This window comes from Rhodovulum sp. 12E13 (genome assembly GCF_003340565.1).
GTDB lineage: Bacteria > Pseudomonadota > Alphaproteobacteria > Rhodobacterales > Rhodobacteraceae > HLUCCA09.
Genome location: NZ_QPLK01000007.1, coordinates 26,458 through 43,493 on the forward strand (window position 1 = coordinate 26,458; position 17,036 = coordinate 43,493).

A 17,036-nucleotide genomic window follows, 5' to 3' on the forward strand; every position below is an offset into this window, starting at 1 on the left:
CTCTCGCCACAGACCCGATCAGCAAAGGATCACGACCCATGGAAATCATCCCCTTCGGCAGCCAGGATGTCGACAACATCCTCGCGCGCGAGCCCCAGCGCGTGGAAAAGCTCGCCTTCGGCGCCGTCCTGCTCGACCGCAACGGCAAGGTCGTCAAGTACAACCAGGCCGAGGGCCTGATCGCCGGGCGCGACCCCTCCGAGGTCGTGGGCAAGGACTTCTTCAACGAGATCGCGCCCTGCGCCAAGGGCAAGCGCTTTCACGGCGAGTTCCTCAAGTTCCACCAGACCGGGCAGGTCAACGTCATGTTCGACTACAAGTTCGACTACAAGGGCGCCAACGTGGGCGTGAAGATCCACCTCAAGTCGCAGCCCGACGGCCAGCATTGCTGGATGTTCGTCAAGCGCGCCTGACCCCTTGTCGGGCGCCTGGCCGAGGGGGTTGCCCCGCGGCGCGGCGCCCCCCGATCCGGAGCATTCCCATGACCTACATGACCGACGCCCCCACGGCCGAGCACCCCGTGCCGATGTCGGGCCAGGGCCACGGCTACGACGCGCCCGCCGGACTCTCGTCGGGCCAGTACCGCCTGCGCCGCTTCGGCGGCCGGCCGATCGTGTTCCAGGGCACCGAGCTCGCCATGGCGATGAGTTTCACGCCGGGGCTGCCCTACTGGTTCGAGATCAACCTGTTTCGCGCCAACGACGGCTCTTGCCCGGTCTGCGTCAAGAAGTTCTTCTCGTCCAGCGAGGAAAAGGACTTCGCCCGCGCCTGGGTCGCGCCCTCGATCGAAGCCGCGCTCGATTCGATCGAGACCTTCGATCCCGCCGAGGACGTGCCCGTGCGCGTGAGCCTTTCGGCCGGCTCGATGACGCCAGCCGAGATGGAGGCCGCCGCGATGGACCTGCAGGCGCAGGTGACCAACGTCCGGACCCATTACGCCAGCCTCGTCGGCGAGTTCCTGCACCAGCTCGACGCCGCCTGATGCGGGCTGCTTCCGTGACCGGCCCGGCACGCGCTTCGGCTGCGGAGTCGCCCTCCGCCCCTACGGCCCTCGGCGGGGTGGAGGCGCCCCGGCAGGCCTCTCTCGAGCCGGACATGTCCGGGCATCGGGGGGCGACCGGCGGCGACGCCCCGCCGGCGCTCCCGCTCGATGGCGTGTCGCTTGCCCGGATCTGTCGCGGCGCCCTCCGCGAGCGTCTGTCGCGAGGCCGCGGAGTGCCGGCGCCGCCGGTTCCCGACGACCTGCCGCTCGTCGACCGGCCCGGTGCCGCCGGACACGACGATGCCGCGCGCGACGGCGGGTCGGCATCTGGCGCCCCGCCCGGGCAAGCCTGCCTCGGCCTGGACAGTCTCGAGCTCTTGGAGGCGGTCGCCGATCTTGACCGGCGCTTCGCCCTGTCGCGCACGGGGATCGAGGATCACCTGCTGCTCTGCCCGACCCTTGCCGAGTGGGGGGCGCTCATCGCCGAGCACCTGCGGCGCTGCGGCCCGGATCTGCCGGTCACCTTCATGACGTCCGGCTCGCAGGGCGCCCCCCGGGCGGTCGCCCATCCCGCCTCGACACTGCTCGCCGAGGCCGACGCTCTTATCGAGGTGCTCGCCCCCGGCGGGACGGGCGGGCGCGTTCCAGACGCGCCCGCGGCCAGCATCGGGCCATCCACGCCCGGTCGCTCGTCGGAAGGGGCCGCCGCGTCGGAGGCGCCCGGCCGCGTCCTCGTGCTTGTCCCCTGTCACCACATCTTCGGCTTTCTCTTCGGCGCGCTGGTTCCGGCCCGTGCGGGCTGGCCCGTGATCGACCTTGCCGGCCGCGCCCCGGGGACGCTCGCCCGCACCGTCCGGCCGGGCGACCTGATCGTGGCGACCCCCTACCTGCTCTCCCTCGCTCTCCGCGCGGGGGCGCCCATTCCGGCCGGGTGCTCTGCCGTGGTCTCGGGCGCGGCGGCGGCGGCCGATGTCTGGGCCGATAGCGCCCGCGCGGGGCTCGGCCTGACCGAGATTTACGGCGCGACCGAGACAGGCGGCATCGGCTGGCGCAGGGCGCCGGATCATCCGTTCGACCTGCTGCCGCATCTGTCACGCGCCGGGAACGGCGTCGCCGGCCCTTGCGGCACGCCGCTGTCGCTGCAGGACAGTCTGGCATGGCGCGGCCCCCGCAGCTTTGACTTGCTCGGCCGGGTCGATCGTGTCGTGCAGGTAGCCGGTGTCAATGTCTCGCCGGACGCGGTCGCCCGCCACCTCGCCGCACGGGAGGAGGTCTGCGAGGCCGCGGTGCGCCTCGACCCTGTGTCGGGCCGCCTCAAGGCGTTCATCGTGCCGACCGATCCCGCATTGTGCGCCACGCCGGGCGCGATCGAGCCGCAACTGCGTGCCGCCTGTGCTGACCTGCCCGCCCCGGCGCGACCGCAGCGCTTCGACCTCGGCACGGCCCTGCCGACCGGCCCGTCGGGCAAGCCGACCGACTGGTGACGGCCGGCAGACACCGATGCCGCCGGCCCGGCCGTCTCGATGGGGCCGTGCCGCAGCGCCCGGACGACGGGCGCGTGACCGCAGACCGTTCGCCCCGGTGGCATCTGCAAAAGTCTCTCGCCCGTGCGACCTTCTTCTTGACGCCCCCTGGCGCGGGCCCTAGAACGCCGCTCACGCCGTGCGGAGGATGTTCTGTCGGCGCACAGAGGGCGGTTGTAGCTCAGTTGGTTAGAGTACCGGCCTGTCACGCCGGGGGTCGCGGGTTCGAGCCCCGTCAACCGCGCCACCTCTGTCCTTAAGCGCCGGGCCGACGGGCGGAGCCGTTCCGCCTGTGGGCGGCCCGATGCACTTCCGGGTCCGCCTTCGGTCGGCTCCGGGCGAGCGCGCGGTTGTAGCTCAGTTGGTTAGAGTACCGGCCTGTCACGCCGGGGGTCGCGGGTTCGAGCCCCGTCAACCGCGCCATCGCCCGCCGGCAGCGCAAGCCGCCACGCCACCCCCCCATGCGGCCGGGCACGAGGCCGAGTCGCCGGGGCCCGGCACCCTCTCGCGCTCGGGCACCCCGGCCCTGCTGATCGGCGCCACCGGCCAGGACGTGCTCGATGCCGTTCCCTGCTCCGGCATCGGCGCGACGCCCGAGCGCTCCGAGAGCCCGACGCGTTCAGCGGCGCCCTTTCGCGGGGCGGCGACGCGGTCTAGGGAGCGCACCATGCCCCACGCCCCGTGCAGCCTCGGATGACCCCCGCCGCCCGCCTCGCCGCCGCCGCCGCCCTGCTCGACGAGATTGGCGCCGGCATGCCCACCGAGAAGGTGCTGACGCGCTGGGGCCGCGGCGCGCGTTACGCCGGCTCGGGCGATCGGGCCGCGGTTCGCGACATCGTCTTCGATGTCCTGCGCACCCGGCGGAGCTGTGCCGCGCGCGGCGGCGGCTCCACAGGCCGGGCGCTCGTGCTCGGCCTCCTTCGCGAGCGCGGCGACGATCCGGCGGCCTGGTTCACCGGCACCCGCCACGCCCTGCCGGCGCTCGCCGCGGCCGAGGCGGCAGGCGGCCGCGCCCCCGAGGGGTGGGAGGCGCTCGACATGCCCGACTGGCTCGGCCCCGCCCTGCGCGAAAGCCTCGGCGAGGCGACCGGCGCCGTCTGCCGGGCGCTGCGCGAACGCGCCCCCCTCTTTCTGCGCTGGCATGAGCGCCGCGCCGACGCGGGCACTGCCGTGGCCGCGCTGTCCGGGGACGGGATCGTCGCCGCGCCGCACCCCCTCGCTCCCACCGCTCTGGTCGTACGGGAAGGTGCGCGGCGGCTCAGGCAGTCGCGCGCCTACCGCGAGGGCCTTGTCGAGCTGCAGGACGCCGCGAGCCAGGCCGTCTGCGCCGCCCTGCCCGCCGGCCCGGGTCTGCGCGTGCTCGATTACTGCGCCGGTGGCGGCGGCAAGGCGCTTGCGCTCGCCGCGCGCGGGGCCGAGGTCGTCGCGCACGACGCCGACCCCGCCCGCATGGCCGATCTGCCCGAACGCGCCGGCCGTGCCGGCGACGCCGTCCGCATCGCCACGTCGGGCGAGGTCGCCGCGCTCGGCCCCTACGCCCTCGTTCTCGCCGACGTGCCGTGCTCGGGCAGCGGCGCGTGGCGCCGGCAGGCCGAGGCGAAGTGGCGGCTGACGCGCGAGGGACTCGACCGGCTGGTTGCTCTGCAGGCGCGCATACTGGACGAGGCGGCCGCCCGTATCCGCCCCGGCGGGCAGCTCGCCTATGCTACCTGCTCGCTGCTGAGGGAAGAGAACGAGACGCAGGTCGCACGCTTTCTCGCCAGGGCTGGGGGGGGATGGACGCTCGAGGCCAGCCACCGCTTCGGCCTCGCTGCCGGCGGGGCGCGCGATGGGGCGGAACAGGCCGATGGCGACGGATTGTTCCTTGCCCTCATGCGGCGATCCGGGTGACCCTTGCACACGTCAAGGTCGAGCGGCGTCGTTAATCGCGCCTTAACGGCTCGGCCCGAAGAGTGGCGCCGAAGAATCGGAATGGAGGGCGCGCGCGGTGCAGGACGTGGCCGGCCCCGGCAGAACCAGCCGCTTCGCAGCCACCTACGGGCGGCGGGCGTGGATCGTGGTGGCCCTCGCCGCCGTCCTCGCCGGGATCGCGGCACTGCTGCCCGGCCCGTTTCCCTCGATCGTTCCGCTCGCCGCCTCGGCCGCCCTCGCCGTGCTGGGCCTTGTGCTCGCAGCTCTCGCCCTGCGCGCCTGGGCTGCGCGGCGCAGCCTGCGGCGGGCCGTGGCCGCCCTGATCGAGCACGACGCCGCGCCTGGCTTCGTCACCGATGCCGAGGGCACGATCCGCACCCGCAACCTTGCCGCGCGCGAGCGGTTCGGCCGCGCGGCGACGGGCGAGCCGCCGGAGCCGACGCTCGTGCGCACCCTGCGCGACCATTTCGCCAATCCCGCCGCGCTGGTCGCCCGGATGCAGGCACGGGCCGAGGCGACCGGCGCGGCCCGCGAAGACGTGGTGATGCGCCTGGGCCACGTGCGCCTCTCTGTGCAGACGATCGATGCCGAGTCGATGCTCTGGCGCATCGAGGATATCGGCGAGCGCGGCGTGGCCCGGCATGGCGCCGACACGCTGAGCCTGCCGATGATGACCGTCAGCCGCTCGGGCGCCATCCTTTTCATGAACGACGCGCTTCGGCGGCTCGTCGGCGGGCGAGTGCGCTCGCTCGATCGCGTCTTCGTCGACCTGCCCCTGCGCCCCAACGCGGTGCACGTGGTGCACGGCGCGGCGGGGCCGGTGCGCAGCCGCGTCGTCCAGGTCGAGGGCGCGGCGGGGCGGCGCGAGATCTTCCTGATCCCGGACGACGAGGCCCACGACAACGCGGAGGCCTCTCCGCACATGGCGGCGGCGGCGGCCCATGCCGCCTTCGCGCCACAGATGGCCGAACCTTCGCCGCAGGCCGGCGACGCCGTCTCCGACGGCCTGTTCGAGAGCCTGCCGGTGGCGCTGCTGCGGCTCGATGCCGGGGGCGCGGTGCTCGCCGCCAACCGCCTCGCGCGCGATCTGCTCGGCCCCGGGACGAAACCCGGCGCACGCCTGTCGTCGCTGCTCGAGGGGCTGGGCCGCCCGGTCTCCGACTGGCTCGCCGACGCCGTTCATGGCCGCGGCCGGAGCCGCCCCGAGACGCTCAAGGCCACCCGCGCCCGGGCCGAGACCTACGTGCAGGTCACGCTGGAGCGCATGCCGGCGAACGGCGCGACCGCGCTCGTCGCCGTGCTCAACGACGCCACCGAGCTCAAGACGCTCGAGGCGCAGTTTGTCCAGAGCCAGAAGATGCAGGCCATCGGCCAGCTCGCCGGTGGCGTCGCGCACGACTTCAACAACCTGCTCACCGCGATCTCCGGCCATTGCGACCTGCTGCTGCTGCGTCACGCCCCGGAAGACCCGGATTACGCCGATCTCGTCCAGATCAACCAGAACGCCAACCGCGCCGCCTCGCTCGTGGGCCAGCTGCTGGCCTTCTCGCGCAAGCAGACGCTGCGTCTCGAGCAGATCGACCTGCGCGACGCTCTCGGCGAGTTGACCCATCTGCTCAACCGTCTCGTCGGCGAGCGGGTGACGTTGAGGCTCCAGCACGACCCCGAGCTGCGCCCGATCCGCGCCGACAAGCGCCAGCTCGAGCAGGTGATCATGAACCTCGTCGTCAACGCGCGCGACGCGATGCCCGATGGCGGCGAGATCCGCATCGAGACCGAGGTGCGCCACATTGCCGAGGAAATCCGTCGCGATCGCGTTCTCCTGCCCGCCGGCGATTACGTGCTGGTCCGCGTCGCCGACGACGGCATCGGCATCGCGCCTGACAACCTGCCCAAGATCTTCGAGCCGTTCTTCTCGACCAAGCGCTCCGGCGAGGGGACGGGGCTGGGTCTGTCGACGGCCTACGGCATCGTCAAGCAGTCGGGCGGCTACATCTTTGCCGATTCGGAGCCGGGGCGGGGGACGACCTTCACGCTTTACTTCCCCGCCCATGAGCGGGAGGCGGAGGAACCCTCGGTCACGGCCGAGACCCGCGCGACGCCCGAGAGCGCGGCGGGCGGCGTGGTCCTGCTGGTCGAAGACGAGGCGCCCGTGCGCGCCTTCGCCTCGCGCGCGCTGCAGCTGCGCGGCTACACGGTGATCGAGGCGCAGAACGCGGAGGAGGCACTGAAGGCGCTCGAAGACGGCGCGCTCAGGGTCGACGTCTTCGTGACCGACGTGAGCATGCCGGGGATGGACGGGCCCTCGTGGGTGCGCCTCGCCCTGCGCGACCGGCCCCAGGCCAAGGTGGTCTTCGTCTCCGGCTACGCCGAGGAGAGCTTCGCCGAGGCACAGGCCGAGATCCCGAACTCGGTGTTCCTGCCAAAGCCGTTCTCGCTCGACGACCTCGCTGCGACCGTGCACGATCAGATTCACTGATCGTCACCGTTCGGGAACGTCGCGGCGGCCGTCGCAGCAGCGCCCCCGGCTCTGCGTGTCGCGGCCGCGGACCTGAGGCGCCTTTCCGGGCGATCCGCCGTGCGCGGCGCGCAGATCGCCGGCGCTGTCGCGCGCCCGGAGGGCGCGCCGGGCCCAACGGAGCGAGCCGCCGCATGGCGGCGAACGGAGGCGGGAGCCCCCGTTGCCGCCGAAGGACCGCGGCCTCAGGAGGTCGCGCCGGCCTTCAGCACGACGAGGGCGTGGCGTTTCTTGCCGGCCGACAGCTTCAGCGGCGCCGCCAGGGCCTCGGCGTCGAGGATGCGGCCCGGATCGGTCACCGCCTCGTCCTCGATCCGCGCGCCGCCCTCGGCGATGAGCCGCTTGGCGTCCTTGCCCGACTTCGCCAGCCCCGACCGCACGAACAGCTGCGCCACAGAGATGCCGTCTGCCACGTCGCCCGCGCCGAGCTCGAGCCGCGGCAACTCCTGCCCGGCGCCGCCCCGCTCGAACACCTCGCGCGCCGTCGCTTCGGCCGCCGCCGCCGCCTCGGCCCCGTGCAAGAGCGTCGTCACCTCGCCCGCCAGCCGGATCTTGGCCTCGTTGATCTCGGCCCCGCCGAGCGCGCCGAGCCGCGCGCACTCGTCGAGCGGCAGTTCGGTGTAGAGCCGCAGGAAGCGCCCCACATCGGCATCCGCGACGTTCCGCCAGAACTGCCAGAACTCGTACGGCGACAGCAGCTCCGGATCGAGCCAGACCGCGCCCCCGGCCGTCTTGCCCATCTTGCGCCCGTCGGCGGTGACCATCAGCGGCGTGGTCAGGCCGAAGATCTCGGCGTCGAGCACCCTCCGCGTCAGGTCGACCCCGTTGACGATGTTGCCCCACTGGTCCGACCCGCCCATCTGCAGCCGGCAGCCGTAGCGCCGGTAGAGCTCGAGGAAATCGTAGGCCTGCAGGATCATGTAGTTGAACTCGAGGAACGACAGCGACTGCTCGCGGTCGAGCCGCGACTTGACGCTCTCGAACGACAGCATCCGGTTGACCGAGAAGTGCCGTCCGATGTCGCGCAGGAACTCGAGGTAGTTCAGCCCGTCGAGCCATTCGGCATTGTCGAGCATCAGCGCGGGCCGCTCGGCCGCGTCGTAGTCGAGATAGCGCGCGAAGACCCGCTGCATCGAGGCGATGTTCTGCCCGATCTGCTCGGGGCTGAGCAGCGGCCGTTCGTCGGAGCGGAACGAGGGGTCGCCCACCTTGGTCGTGCCACCCCCCATCAGCGTGATCGGCTGGTGCCCGGTCTTCTGCAACAGGCGCAGGAGCATGACGTTGAGCAGGTGCCCCACATGCAGCGAGGGCGCGGTCGCGTCGTAGCCGATATAGGCCACGATTGGCCCGGCGAGCGCCGCCTCGTCGAGCGCCTGCAGGTCGGTGCAGTCGGCGAGGTAGCCGCGCTCGACAAGCGTGGCGAGAAAGTCGGATTTCGGATGGTATGTCATCGCGCACGCCCCCCCTGCGCTGGCCCCTGCCCGGAGGCCCCGCTATAGCGAGGGCCTGCGGAGAGGAAAAGGGCCGCGAGGGAGGGGCGATGCGCGAGAGGTCCGGGCCCGTGCGGGCGATGGGGGCGATGTCGGGCACCTCGCTCGACGGGGTCGACGCGGCCGTGATCGAGACCGACGGCCGCGCCGTCACTGCCTTCGGCCCCTCGGCTTACCGCCCCTACTCGGCCACCGAGCGCGAGACGCTGCGCGCCGCCCTCGGCCACTGGCCCGGCAGCCTTGAGGCCGAGGCGGCGGCGCGGGTGGTGGAAGACGCCCACGCCGAAGTTCTGGCCGATCTGCTCGCCCATGACGACGCGGGCGAGATCGCGCTGATCGGCGTTCACGGTCAGACGCTGGCGCACGAGCCGGGCGGGCGCGGCACCCACCAGGCGGGCGACGGCGCGCGGCTGGCCGAACGGCTGGGCCGCACCGTGGTCTGGGATTTCCGCACCGCCGACATGCAGATGGGCGGGCAGGGGGCGCCGCTCGCGCCGGCCTGGCACTTTGCCTTGGCGCGCTTCATCGGCGCCGACGCGCCGCTCGCGTTCCTCAACCTGGGCGGCGTGGGCAACCTCACCTGGATCGACCCCGCCGCGCCGGGGCCCGAGGCGCCGGGCGCGCTGCTGGCCTTCGATACCGGCCCGGCCAACGCGCCCATCGACGACATGGTGGCCGCCCGCCTCGGTCTCGACTGCGACCGCGACGGGGCGCTGGCCGCGCGGGGCGAGGTCGACGGAGCCGTGCTCGAGGCGTTCTGCGCCGAGGGGTTTTTCCTGAGGGTGCCCCCCAAGTCGCTCGACAGGAACGACTTTCCCCGACTGGTCGAGGCGGTGGCGGGGCTCTCCGATGCCGATGCCGCGGCCACGCTCACGGCCGCCGCCGCCGCCGCCGTCACGCTCGGCGCGCAGCATTTCCCGGCGCCGGTCGCGCGGATTCTGGTCACCGGGGGCGGGCGGAAGAACCCCGTGATGATGCGGATGATCGCCGAGGGCCTGGGCCTGCCGGTCGAGCCGGTCGAGGTTGCCGGCCTCGACGGCGACATGCTCGAGGCGCAGGCCTTCGCCCATCTCGCGGTGCGGGTGGTGCGCGGAATGCCGACCTCGTTTCCGGGCACGACCGGCGTTGCCGCGGCCGTGGGCGGCGGCGAGGTCTCGCGCCCGATCCCCGCCTAGCGCGGGATGTCGAAGCCCTCGGGCGCCAGCTCGAACCCCTCGAAGCGGAAGCCGGGCGACACGGTGCAGCCCGCCAGCGTCCACGCCCCCGTCGAGCGCGCCGCCTGCCACCAGCCGAGAGGCACGATGGCCTGCGGCAGCTCTCCGGCCGCAAGGTCGGCCCCCAGGGTCACGTCGCGTGCCGGCCCCGCCGCTGTCTCGGCCAGCGACAGGATGAGCGGCGCCCCCGCATAGAAATGCCAGATCTCCGCGGCGTCGACCCGGTGCCAGTGGCTGCGCTGCCCCTCGGCAAGAAGGTAGTAGATGGCGGTGCCGGCGGGGCGCCCCTCGGCCGGCTGCTCCACCCATGTCTGGCGATACCAGCCGCCCTCGGGGTGCGGGGCGAGCGCGAGGCGCCTCACGATGTCGTCTGCCGTCAGTGCCATGCCGTCTCCCGCTCTCTCGGACCCGAACGCGCGCCCCCGCGTTGCCTCGAAAACCCCGAAAGGACGCGCCATGCAAGAGGAAGACCCGACCGACAAGATTCTCGCGTTCGCCCGGCACGTGGGCAGGGAAGGCGACGCGCCCGAAACCATCGCCCGCAAGCGCGGCTGGATCGACGCGGCGGGCCGCCCCACCGACGAGGGCCACGAGCTTCTGCGGTCGATCGAGGAGCAGAAGGCGCAGGACGCGGTCTATCGCCTCGACCCGTGAGGCCCCCTCGCGGGGCCGTGACGTCAGCGGTTGAACCGCTGTCTCCGCGCGCTCGTTTCCCTTGCAGCAAAGGGAGTTGCAGCATGGACGAGCAGGAGACCGCCGACCGCATCCGCGCCTTCGCCACGCATTGCGGCCGGGCCGACACCCCGCCCGAGGCCACCGCGCGCAATCGCGGCTGGCTCGACGCCGAGGGCCACCCCGCCGAGGCGGGGCACGACCTGGTGCGCGCGCTCGACGAACAGGGAGAGACGCGCTCGGTGTTCCGCACCGTGCTCTGAGGCGTTCTGCGCCGCGTGCGGCGTGGCGGCCTCAGCGGCGCTGCGCGCTCACCGCGCTGCCGGCATAGGTGGCCGTCTCGCCCAACATCTCCTCGATGCGGATGAGCTGGTTGTACTTGGCCAGCCGGTCGGAGCGGGCGAGCGAGCCGGTCTTGATCTGCCCGCAATTCGTGGCCACCGCGAGGTCGGCGATGGTCGCATCCTCGGTCTCGCCCGAGCGGTGCGACATCACGCAGGACATCGCGGCGCGGTGCGCCATGTCGACCGCTTCGAGCGTCTCGGTCAGCGTGCCGATCTGGTTCACCTTGACGAGCAGCGCGTTGCCCGCCGCCTCGTCGATGCCGCGGGCCAGCCGCTCGGGGTTGGTCACGAACAGGTCGTCGCCCACGAGCTGCACGTCGGCGCCCAGCCGCTCGGTCAGCAGACGCCAGCCCTCCCAGTCGTCCTCCGAACAGCCGTCCTCGATCGACAGGATCGGGTAATCGGCCACGAGTGCGGCGAGGTAATCGACGTTCTCGGCGCTCGAGAGAGACTTGCCCTCGCCGGTCATCTCGTAGCGCCCTTCGGAGTAGTATTCCGTCGCCGCGCAGTCGAGCGCGAGGCCGATATCGTCGCCGGGGGCGTAGCCGGCTGCCTCGGTCGCCTTGAGGATCATGTCCAGCGCCTCGCGCGTCGAGCTGAGATCGGGGGCGAAGCCGCCCTCGTCGCCGATGCCGGTCGACAGGCCCGCCTCCTTGAGCAGGCCCTTGAGCGTGTGGAAGATCTCGGCACCCATCCGCACCGCCTCGGCGATCGAGGGGGCCGAGACCGGCATGATCATGAATTCCTGGATGTCGATGGGGTTGTCGGCGTGCTGGCCGCCGTTGAGGATGTTCATCATCGGCAGGGGCAGGACACGGGCCGAGGTGCCGCCGACATAGCGGAACAGCGGCTGCGCGCTGAACTGCGCCGCAGCCTTGGCGGTCGCGAGCGAGACGCCGAGGATCGCGTTGGCCCCGAGGCGGCCCTTGTTCTCCGTCCCGTCGAGCTCGCACATCATCTGGTCGATGGCGACCTGCTCGGTCGCGTCGAAGCCCACCAGCGCCTCGGCAATCTCGCCGTTGACCGAGGCCACGGCCTGCCGCACGCCCTTGCCCTTGTAGCGGTCCTTGTCGCCGTCGCGCCGCTCGACCGCCTCGTGCGCGCCGGTGGAGGCGCCCGAGGGAACGGCGGCGCGGCCCATCGTGCCGTCCTCGAGCGTGACGTCGACCTCGACGGTGGGATTGCCGCGGCTGTCGAGGATCTCGCGGGCATGGATGTCGATGATGGTGCTCATGGGCGTCCCTCGCTGTTTGGCGCCTGTCTAGGGCGCGTCGCCCGGGCTGTGAAGGGCGGGCGCGGCGCGGCGTTCCCGCGCAAGGGCGTAGAGGCCCGAGCCGATGATGAGGGCCGAACCGAGGATGAGGGCCGCGTTCACCTGCTCGCCCAGCACGACGATGCCGAGCGCGGCGAGGAACAGCAGGCGCGTGTAGCGGAAGGGCGCGACGACCGAGACGGGCGCGGCCCGCACCGAGGCGGTGATGGTGAAGTAGGCGCCGGGCGCCACGAGCACCATCATGGCGATCGGCCCCCAGGGCGGATCGGCGGGCAGAAGGCGCCCGGGGCCGGCGAGCGACCAGACGAGGCCGACCGCGAGGATGGCGAACATCGCGTGGGCGGCCAGCACCAGCGTCGGCAGCGCGCGCGGTGCCTGCCGGTTGAGCAGGTCGCGGCCCGACAGGCACAGCATGGCGAGCACGGCGATGGCCGCGCCCGGCGCGATCCCCGCCCGCCAAGGCTGGAGCACGACGAGGACGCCCGCGAAGCCCACGGTCGCCGCGGTCCACCGCCGCCAGCCGACCCGCTCGCCGAGAAACACCGCGGCGCCGGCCATGACGGCCAGCGGCGTGGCCTGCAGGATCGCGCCCACGACCGTCAGCGGCGTCGTGCCGAGGGCGAGGATCATCGAACTTGTGCCGACGATCTCGACCGCGTTGCGCCCCAGCACGGCCGGGTGGGCGGCCTCGCGCACCAGCAGACGCTCGCCGCGGATCACGGCGAGGGCGGCGAATGTGAAAAAGCCCGAGAGCCCCAGCAGGAACACGACCTGCGGCTGCGCCATGCGGCCCGCGGCCAGCTTGATGGCGAGATCCATCAGGGCGAACAGCGCCATGGCCGCGACCATCAGCAAGATGCCGGCGGCGTGCTCGATGCGGGGTTTCGCGAGGGATGTCGTGGTGGGGGGCGCAGCCATTCAGGCGCCGTTCTCGCCGCGGCGCGGGCGGTCGAGCTTGACGCCGTAGAGCTCGAGCTTGTGGCCCATCAGACGGTAGCCGAGGCGCTCGGCGATCCTCTCCTGCAGCGCCTCGATCTCTGGATCGACGAACTCGATCACCTCGCCCGAGTTCATGTCGATCAGGTGGTCGTGGTGGGCACGATCGGCATCCTCGTAGCGCGCACGCCCGTCGCCGAATTCGAGCTTGTCGAGCAGGCCGGCCTCCTCGAACAGCTTGACGGTGCGGTAGACGGTGGCGAGCGAGATGCGTTCGTCGCGCGCCTGGGCGCGGGCGTGCAGCTCTTCGACGTCGGGGTGGTCACGGCTCTCCGCCAAGACCTCGGCGATCACGCGGCGCTGCTCGGTCAGGCGCAGCCCCTTCTCTTCGAGGCGGTCGAGGAGCGTGTCGGACATCGGGGCCTCGTCTCTCGTCTCGCCCTATCCGATAGCCCATCGCCGCCGCTCGGGGAAGGCGCGGCGCGCGGGCCCGAATATCGTCAGAAATAACGGGCCATTCTTCGCACGAGGAATTGGAGGGGCGGGTCAGGGCTGGCGTGTCTCGGTCCAGTCGCCCGCGAGCAGCTTGCGCACCTTCTCGGCCGCGGCCTCCGCCGTGATGCCGAAGTGGGTGTAGAGATCGCCCGCCGGCGCCGACTCGCCGAAGCCGTGCATCCCGATGAATCCCGACTTCTCGCGCTTACCCCGCTCGCCGTAGAGCCACCTGTCCCAGCCGAAGCGCACGGCCGCCTCGACCGCCACGCGCACCGGGCCGCCGGGCAGGACGCGCCTGCGATAGGCGTCATCCTGCGCCTCGAAGAGCTCCCAGCAGGGCATCGAGACGACGCGGGTGCCGATCCCCTCGGCCTGCAGGATCTCGCGCGCGGCCATCGCCACGGAGACCTCGGTGCCCGTGGCCATCAGGATCGCCTGCCGCTTGCCGTCGGCGTCGGCCAACACATAGGCCCCCTGCGACGTCAGGTTCTTGGTCTTGTGCTCGGTGCGCACGGTGGGCACGCCCTGCCGCGACAGCGCCAGCACCGTCGGCCCGTCGGTGCGCTCTAGCGCCACTTCCCAGGCTTCGGCCGCCTCGACCGTGTCGGCGGGACGGATCGTCAGCATGTTGGGGATCGCCCGCAACGCGGCGAGGTGCTCGACCGGCTGGTGCGTCGGCCCGTCCTCGCCCAGCCCGATGGAATCGTGCGTCATCACGTAGACGACCGGCTGGCTCATCAGGGCGGCGAGCCGCATCGAGGGGCGCGCGTAATCCGAAAAGCACAGGAACGTGCCGCCATAGGGGCGCAGGCCGCCGTGCAGCGCGAGTCCGTTCATCACCCCCGCCATCCCGTGCTCGCGGATGCCGTAGTAGACGTAGCGGCCCTTGCGGTCGGTCTCGTCGAAGGTGCCGAGGCCCTGCGTCAGCGTGTTGTTCGAGCCGGTCAGGTCGGCCGAGCCGCCGAAGGTCTCGGGCATGACCGGGTTGATCGCTTCGAGCGCGGTCTGGCTCGCGGCCCGCGTGGCCGCCTTGGGCCGCTCTTCGGCGGCGGTCTTCTTGACCGCGCGCAGGGCGGTCGTGACCTTCTTCGGCAGTTCGCGGGCCTCGATGCGATCCCATTCGGTGCGCTTGCGGGGGCTGAGCCTGTCGAGGCGCGCCTGCCAGGCCTCGCGCTCGGCCCGGCCGCGGGCGCCGATCGCCTCCCACGCGCCCTTGATCTCGGCAGGGATCTCGAAGGGCGCGTGCGCCCAGCCGTAGGCCTTGCGCGTCTCGGCGACCAGCTCGGCGTCGGTCAGCGCGCCGTGGGCCTTGGCGGTGTCCTGCGCCGACGAGCCGAGACCGATACGGGTGCGCGCAGCGATGAGCACCGGGCGGTCGGCCTGCCGCGCGGCGGACAGGGCGTTGTCGATCGCCACCGGGTCGTGCCCGTCGACGGCCATCACCTCCCACCCGCTCGCGGCGAAGCGGGCCATCTGGTCGGTCGCGTCGGCCAGGCCGACCTTGCCGTCGATGGTGATTCCGTTGTCGTCGAAGATCACGGTCAGCCGGTCGAGCTTCTGCCGGCCGGCAAGCGCGATCGCCTCCTGGCTGATCCCTTCCATCAGGCAGCCGTCGCCGGCGAAGACCCAGGTGCGGTGGCTGACGATTTCCTCGCCCCAGACGGCGCGCAGATGCGCCTCGGCCATCGCCATGCCGACGGCGTTGGCCACGCCCTGGCCCAGCGGGCCGGTCGTCGTCTCGATGCCGGGGGCGTCGCCGTATTCGGGGTGGCCCGCCGTCTTCGAGTGCAGCTGGCGGAAGGCACGGATCTGCTCGATATCCATCTCGGGATAGCCGGTGAGGTGCAAAAGCCCGTAGAGCAGCATCGAGCCGTGCCCGTTCGACAGCACGAAGCGGTCGCGGTCGGGCCAGTGGGGCGCGGCGGCGTCGAATTTCAGGTGCTTCTCGAAAAGCACCGTCGCGAGGTCGGCCATCCCCATCGGCATGCCCGAATGGCCCGACCTTGCGTGCGCCACCGCGTCGAGCGCCAGCACGCGCAGGGCGGCGGCCTTCTGCCAGTGGTCGGGGTGGGTCTCCTGGAGGGTCGCGATGTCCACGTTGACGGTCCTCTCGTGCTCCGGCCCCTGCACGCGGCCGCTTGGCTGTCCGGGCGCGGTGTAGCAGCGGGGCGGGTCCCGTCAAGCCAAGGGGCGGGACGGCGGAACCGAGAGACATGGGCCGCTTCGCACAGCGCATGAAGAAGCCGGGGTAAGCGGCTGACGGGGCAGGGGGCGCATTCACCCGCGAGAGGCGCTAGGATGCATGCGAGCGAGAGGGGCGGGCGATTCGCGGCGCATCGCTCCCGAGCCGCCCCGGGGCCGCCCCCTGTCGTCGAGCGGGCGTGGACGCACGGGCTTCGGGGCGGGAGGTGCAGACGGGCGGCGCAGACGGGCGGCGCAGACGGGCGGGGCGAACGGGCGAGGAGGGCGAGCATGGCCAGCACGAGTGACACGGCAGAGATCGAGCGGCGCCTCGCCGCGGCGATGGACCGGCTGGGCGCCGCGCTGGCGCAGACGCCCGCACGGCCCGGCCCCGACCCCGCGCTGGCCGAGGCTCTCTCGGCGGCCGAGGCCGAGCGCGACCGGGCTCTCGCGCGGGCCGAGGAGGCCGAGAGCGAACTCGCCGAGGCGAAGGGATCGGGCGAGGCAGGGGAGGCCGCGTTGCGGGCAGAGCTCGACGGCCTGCGCGAGGCGCTCGAGACCGAGACGACCGCCAACGCGCAGCTGCGCGAGCGTGTCGCTGCGCTGAAGGACAAGAAGGACGCGCTCGCCACCCGCGTGGCCGAGCTCGAGGCCGAGGCCGAGCGCCTGCAATCCGCCCGCGACGCAGACCGCGCCGAGCTCGACGAGATCATCGCCGCGCTCGAACCGCTCGTGAGGGAGCAGAGCCATGCCTGACGTGACCGTGACCATCGGCGGCCGTGACTTCACCGTCGCCTGCCAGGATGGGGAGGAGCCGTTCCTGAGGACGGCCGCGACCATGCTGGACCAGGAAGCGAGCGCGCTGGTCGAGCAGATCGGGCGCCTGCCGGAGAGCCGGATGCTGCTGATGGCAGGACTGATGCTGGCCGATCGCACCGCCTCGTGGGAGGAGCGCGCCCGCGCCGCCGAGGCGCGGCTGGCCGAGCAGGAGGGGAAAGCTGCCGAAGCCAGTGTCGATCCCGACACCCTGCAGCGGCTGGCCGATCTCGCCGCGCGGGCCGAGGCGATGGCCGAGGAGGCCGAGAGCCGGGCGGGCTGAGCGCCCCCCGGCCTGCCGGCCGCGACGCCGCTCAGGCGTTGGCTTCGCGGATCTTCTCGGCGGCGTCCTTGTCGTAGCCGACGCCCTTCTGGTCGAAGAGCTGGTCGAGCTCGCCCGAGAGCGTCATCTCGGTGATGATGTCGCACCCGCCCACGAACTCGCCCTTGACGTAGAGTTGGGGAATCGTCGGCCAGTCGGAATACTCCTTGATTCCCTGGCGGATGTTCTCGTCGGCCAGCACGTTCACGTCGGCGAAGTCGACGCCCATGTAGGAGAGCACTCCCGCCACGCGGCTCGAGAAGCCGCACTGCGGCATCGACTTGGTGCCCTTCATGAAGAGCACCACGTCGTTGCCCGTCACCGTTTCCCTGATCTGGTCCTCGACCGTCGCCGTCATC

Annotated in this window: 17 protein-coding genes and 2 tRNA genes; 12 read left to right on the forward strand and 7 right to left on the reverse strand. The window is 72.3% G+C overall.

From position 1 onward, the window contains the following. Positions 1–38 precede the first annotated feature (38 nt). From pyp to DLJ49_RS08065, 7 genes are all read left to right on the forward strand, one after another. Entirely contained in the window at positions 39–413 is a 375-nt protein-coding gene (gene pyp / locus DLJ49_RS08035) for a photoactive yellow protein (protein ID WP_115393023.1), read from the forward strand. 68 nt (positions 414–481) lie between these two features. Next, positions 482–982, forward strand: a complete 501-nt coding sequence (locus DLJ49_RS08040) for a hypothetical protein (protein WP_115393024.1) — start codon at positions 482–484, stop codon at positions 980–982. Positions 983–1,215: 233 nt separating this feature from the next. Further along, positions 1,216–2,466 carry an AMP-binding protein gene (locus DLJ49_RS08045; RefSeq protein WP_158547423.1) on the forward strand — a complete coding sequence of 417 codons (1,251 nt, stop codon included), beginning with the start codon at positions 1,216–1,218 and terminating at the stop codon, positions 2,464–2,466. Between the two features lie 209 nt (positions 2,467–2,675). After that, a tRNA-Asp gene (locus DLJ49_RS08050) sits at positions 2,676–2,752 on the forward strand. 99 nt (positions 2,753–2,851) lie between these two features. Further along, positions 2,852–2,928 (forward strand) — tRNA-Asp (locus DLJ49_RS08055). Between the two features lie 270 nt (positions 2,929–3,198). After that, complete coding sequence (locus tag DLJ49_RS08060; RefSeq protein ID WP_115393026.1) at positions 3,199–4,395, forward strand: RsmB/NOP family class I SAM-dependent RNA methyltransferase; 1,197 nt, start codon at positions 3,199–3,201, stop codon at positions 4,393–4,395. 97 nt (positions 4,396–4,492) lie between these two features. Next, the gene (locus tag DLJ49_RS08065) at positions 4,493–6,895 is read left to right on the forward strand and encodes a hybrid sensor histidine kinase/response regulator (RefSeq protein ID WP_233488858.1); all 2,403 of its coding nucleotides are present in this window, start codon (positions 4,493–4,495) and stop codon (positions 6,893–6,895) included. Between the two features lie 224 nt (positions 6,896–7,119). Here the strand turns inward: DLJ49_RS08065 and tyrS are convergent, their stop codons facing one another. Then, complete coding sequence (gene tyrS / locus DLJ49_RS08070) at positions 7,120–8,385, reverse strand: tyrosine--tRNA ligase (RefSeq protein ID WP_115393027.1); 1,266 nt, start codon at positions 8,383–8,385, stop codon at positions 7,120–7,122. A gap of 89 nt (positions 8,386–8,474) precedes the next feature. On the opposite strand from tyrS, the gene DLJ49_RS08075 reads away from it, so the two are divergent. Continuing rightward, positions 8,475–9,599, forward strand: coding sequence for an anhydro-N-acetylmuramic acid kinase (locus DLJ49_RS08075; protein WP_115393028.1), 1,125 nt, complete (start codon positions 8,475–8,477; stop codon positions 9,597–9,599). On the opposite strand, the gene DLJ49_RS08080 is transcribed toward DLJ49_RS08075, so the two are convergent. Beyond that, positions 9,596–10,018: a cupin domain-containing protein gene (locus tag DLJ49_RS08080; protein WP_115393179.1), complete on the reverse strand. Its 423-nt coding sequence runs from the start codon at positions 10,016–10,018 to the stop codon at positions 9,596–9,598. The genes DLJ49_RS08075 and DLJ49_RS08080 overlap by 4 nt on opposite strands. A 76-nt stretch (positions 10,019–10,094) precedes the next feature. Here DLJ49_RS08080 and DLJ49_RS08085 point away from each other — a divergent pair, with 76 nt between their 5' ends. Together DLJ49_RS08085 and DLJ49_RS08090 are read left to right on the forward strand one after the other, a co-directional pair. After that, a complete protein-coding gene (locus DLJ49_RS08085) occupies positions 10,095–10,292 on the forward strand; it encodes a hypothetical protein (protein ID WP_115393029.1) in 198 nt (65 codons plus the stop codon). Positions 10,293–10,375: 83 nt separating this feature from the next. Continuing rightward, positions 10,376–10,573, forward strand: a complete 198-nt coding sequence (locus DLJ49_RS08090; protein WP_115393030.1) for a hypothetical protein — start codon at positions 10,376–10,378, stop codon at positions 10,571–10,573. A gap of 31 nt (positions 10,574–10,604) precedes the next feature. On the opposite strand, the gene eno is transcribed toward DLJ49_RS08090, so the two are convergent. The 4 genes from eno to tkt form a co-directional block, all read right to left on the reverse strand. Continuing rightward, on the reverse strand, positions 10,605–11,888 hold the full coding sequence (eno, locus tag DLJ49_RS08095; RefSeq protein ID WP_115393031.1) for a phosphopyruvate hydratase: 1,284 nt from the start codon (positions 11,886–11,888) through the stop codon (positions 10,605–10,607). Between the two features lie 27 nt (positions 11,889–11,915). Beyond that, positions 11,916–12,845, reverse strand: a complete 930-nt coding sequence (locus DLJ49_RS08100) for a DMT family transporter (protein ID WP_115393032.1) — start codon at positions 12,843–12,845, stop codon at positions 11,916–11,918. Next, positions 12,846–13,280 carry a Fur family transcriptional regulator gene (locus DLJ49_RS08105; protein WP_115393033.1) on the reverse strand — a complete coding sequence of 145 codons (435 nt, stop codon included), beginning with the start codon at positions 13,278–13,280 and terminating at the stop codon, positions 12,846–12,848. Between the two features lie 129 nt (positions 13,281–13,409). Further along, positions 13,410–15,455 (reverse strand): transketolase, encoded by a 2,046-nt coding sequence (gene tkt, locus DLJ49_RS08110; RefSeq protein ID WP_115393034.1) that lies wholly within the window; start codon positions 15,453–15,455, stop codon positions 13,410–13,412. 375 nt (positions 15,456–15,830) lie between these two features. Between tkt and DLJ49_RS08115 the strand changes: the two genes are divergently transcribed. Together DLJ49_RS08115 and DLJ49_RS08120 are read left to right on the forward strand one after the other, a co-directional pair. Further along, positions 15,831–16,295 carry a hypothetical protein gene (locus DLJ49_RS08115; protein WP_115393035.1) on the forward strand — a complete coding sequence of 155 codons (465 nt, stop codon included), beginning with the start codon at positions 15,831–15,833 and terminating at the stop codon, positions 16,293–16,295. Further along, entirely contained in the window at positions 16,288–16,638 is a 351-nt protein-coding gene (locus tag DLJ49_RS08120) for a cell division protein ZapA (RefSeq protein ID WP_115393036.1), read from the forward strand. The genes DLJ49_RS08115 and DLJ49_RS08120 overlap by 8 nt, the downstream gene beginning before the upstream one ends. A gap of 31 nt (positions 16,639–16,669) precedes the next feature. Here the strand turns inward: DLJ49_RS08120 and grxD are convergent, their stop codons facing one another. After that, entirely contained in the window at positions 16,670–17,035 is a 366-nt protein-coding gene (gene grxD / locus DLJ49_RS08125) for a Grx4 family monothiol glutaredoxin (RefSeq protein ID WP_115393037.1), read from the reverse strand. Between the last annotated feature and the right edge of the window lies 1 nt (position 17,036).

What these genes read in the sequence shown, in the direction of transcription:
- pyp (WP_115393023.1), top strand. Translation starts at nt 39, where the DNA reads ATGGAAATCATCCCCTTCGGCAGCCAGGATGTCGACAACATCCTCGCG.
- DLJ49_RS08040 (WP_115393024.1), top strand. Translation starts at nt 482, where the DNA reads ATGACCTACATGACCGACGCCCCCACGGCCGAGCACCCCGTGCCGATG.
- DLJ49_RS08060 (WP_115393026.1), top strand. Translation starts at nt 3,199, where the DNA reads ATGACCCCCGCCGCCCGCCTCGCCGCCGCCGCCGCCCTGCTCGACGAG.
- tyrS (WP_115393027.1), bottom strand. Translation starts at nt 8,385, where the DNA reads ATGACATACCATCCGAAATCCGACTTTCTCGCCACGCTTGTCGAGCGC.
- DLJ49_RS08075 (WP_115393028.1), top strand. Translation starts at nt 8,475, where the DNA reads ATGCGCGAGAGGTCCGGGCCCGTGCGGGCGATGGGGGCGATGTCGGGC.
- DLJ49_RS08085 (WP_115393029.1), top strand. Translation starts at nt 10,095, where the DNA reads ATGCAAGAGGAAGACCCGACCGACAAGATTCTCGCGTTCGCCCGGCAC.
- DLJ49_RS08090 (WP_115393030.1), top strand. Translation starts at nt 10,376, where the DNA reads ATGGACGAGCAGGAGACCGCCGACCGCATCCGCGCCTTCGCCACGCAT.
- eno (WP_115393031.1), bottom strand. Translation starts at nt 11,888, where the DNA reads ATGAGCACCATCATCGACATCCATGCCCGCGAGATCCTCGACAGCCGC.
- DLJ49_RS08100 (WP_115393032.1), bottom strand. Translation starts at nt 12,845, where the DNA reads ATGGCTGCGCCCCCCACCACGACATCCCTCGCGAAACCCCGCATCGAG.
- DLJ49_RS08105 (WP_115393033.1), bottom strand. Translation starts at nt 13,280, where the DNA reads ATGTCCGACACGCTCCTCGACCGCCTCGAAGAGAAGGGGCTGCGCCTG.
- DLJ49_RS08115 (WP_115393035.1), top strand. Translation starts at nt 15,831, where the DNA reads ATGGCCAGCACGAGTGACACGGCAGAGATCGAGCGGCGCCTCGCCGCG.
- DLJ49_RS08120 (WP_115393036.1), top strand. Translation starts at nt 16,288, where the DNA reads ATGCCTGACGTGACCGTGACCATCGGCGGCCGTGACTTCACCGTCGCC.
- grxD (WP_115393037.1), bottom strand. Translation starts at nt 17,035, where the DNA reads ATGACGGCGACGGTCGAGGACCAGATCAGGGAAACGGTGACGGGCAAC.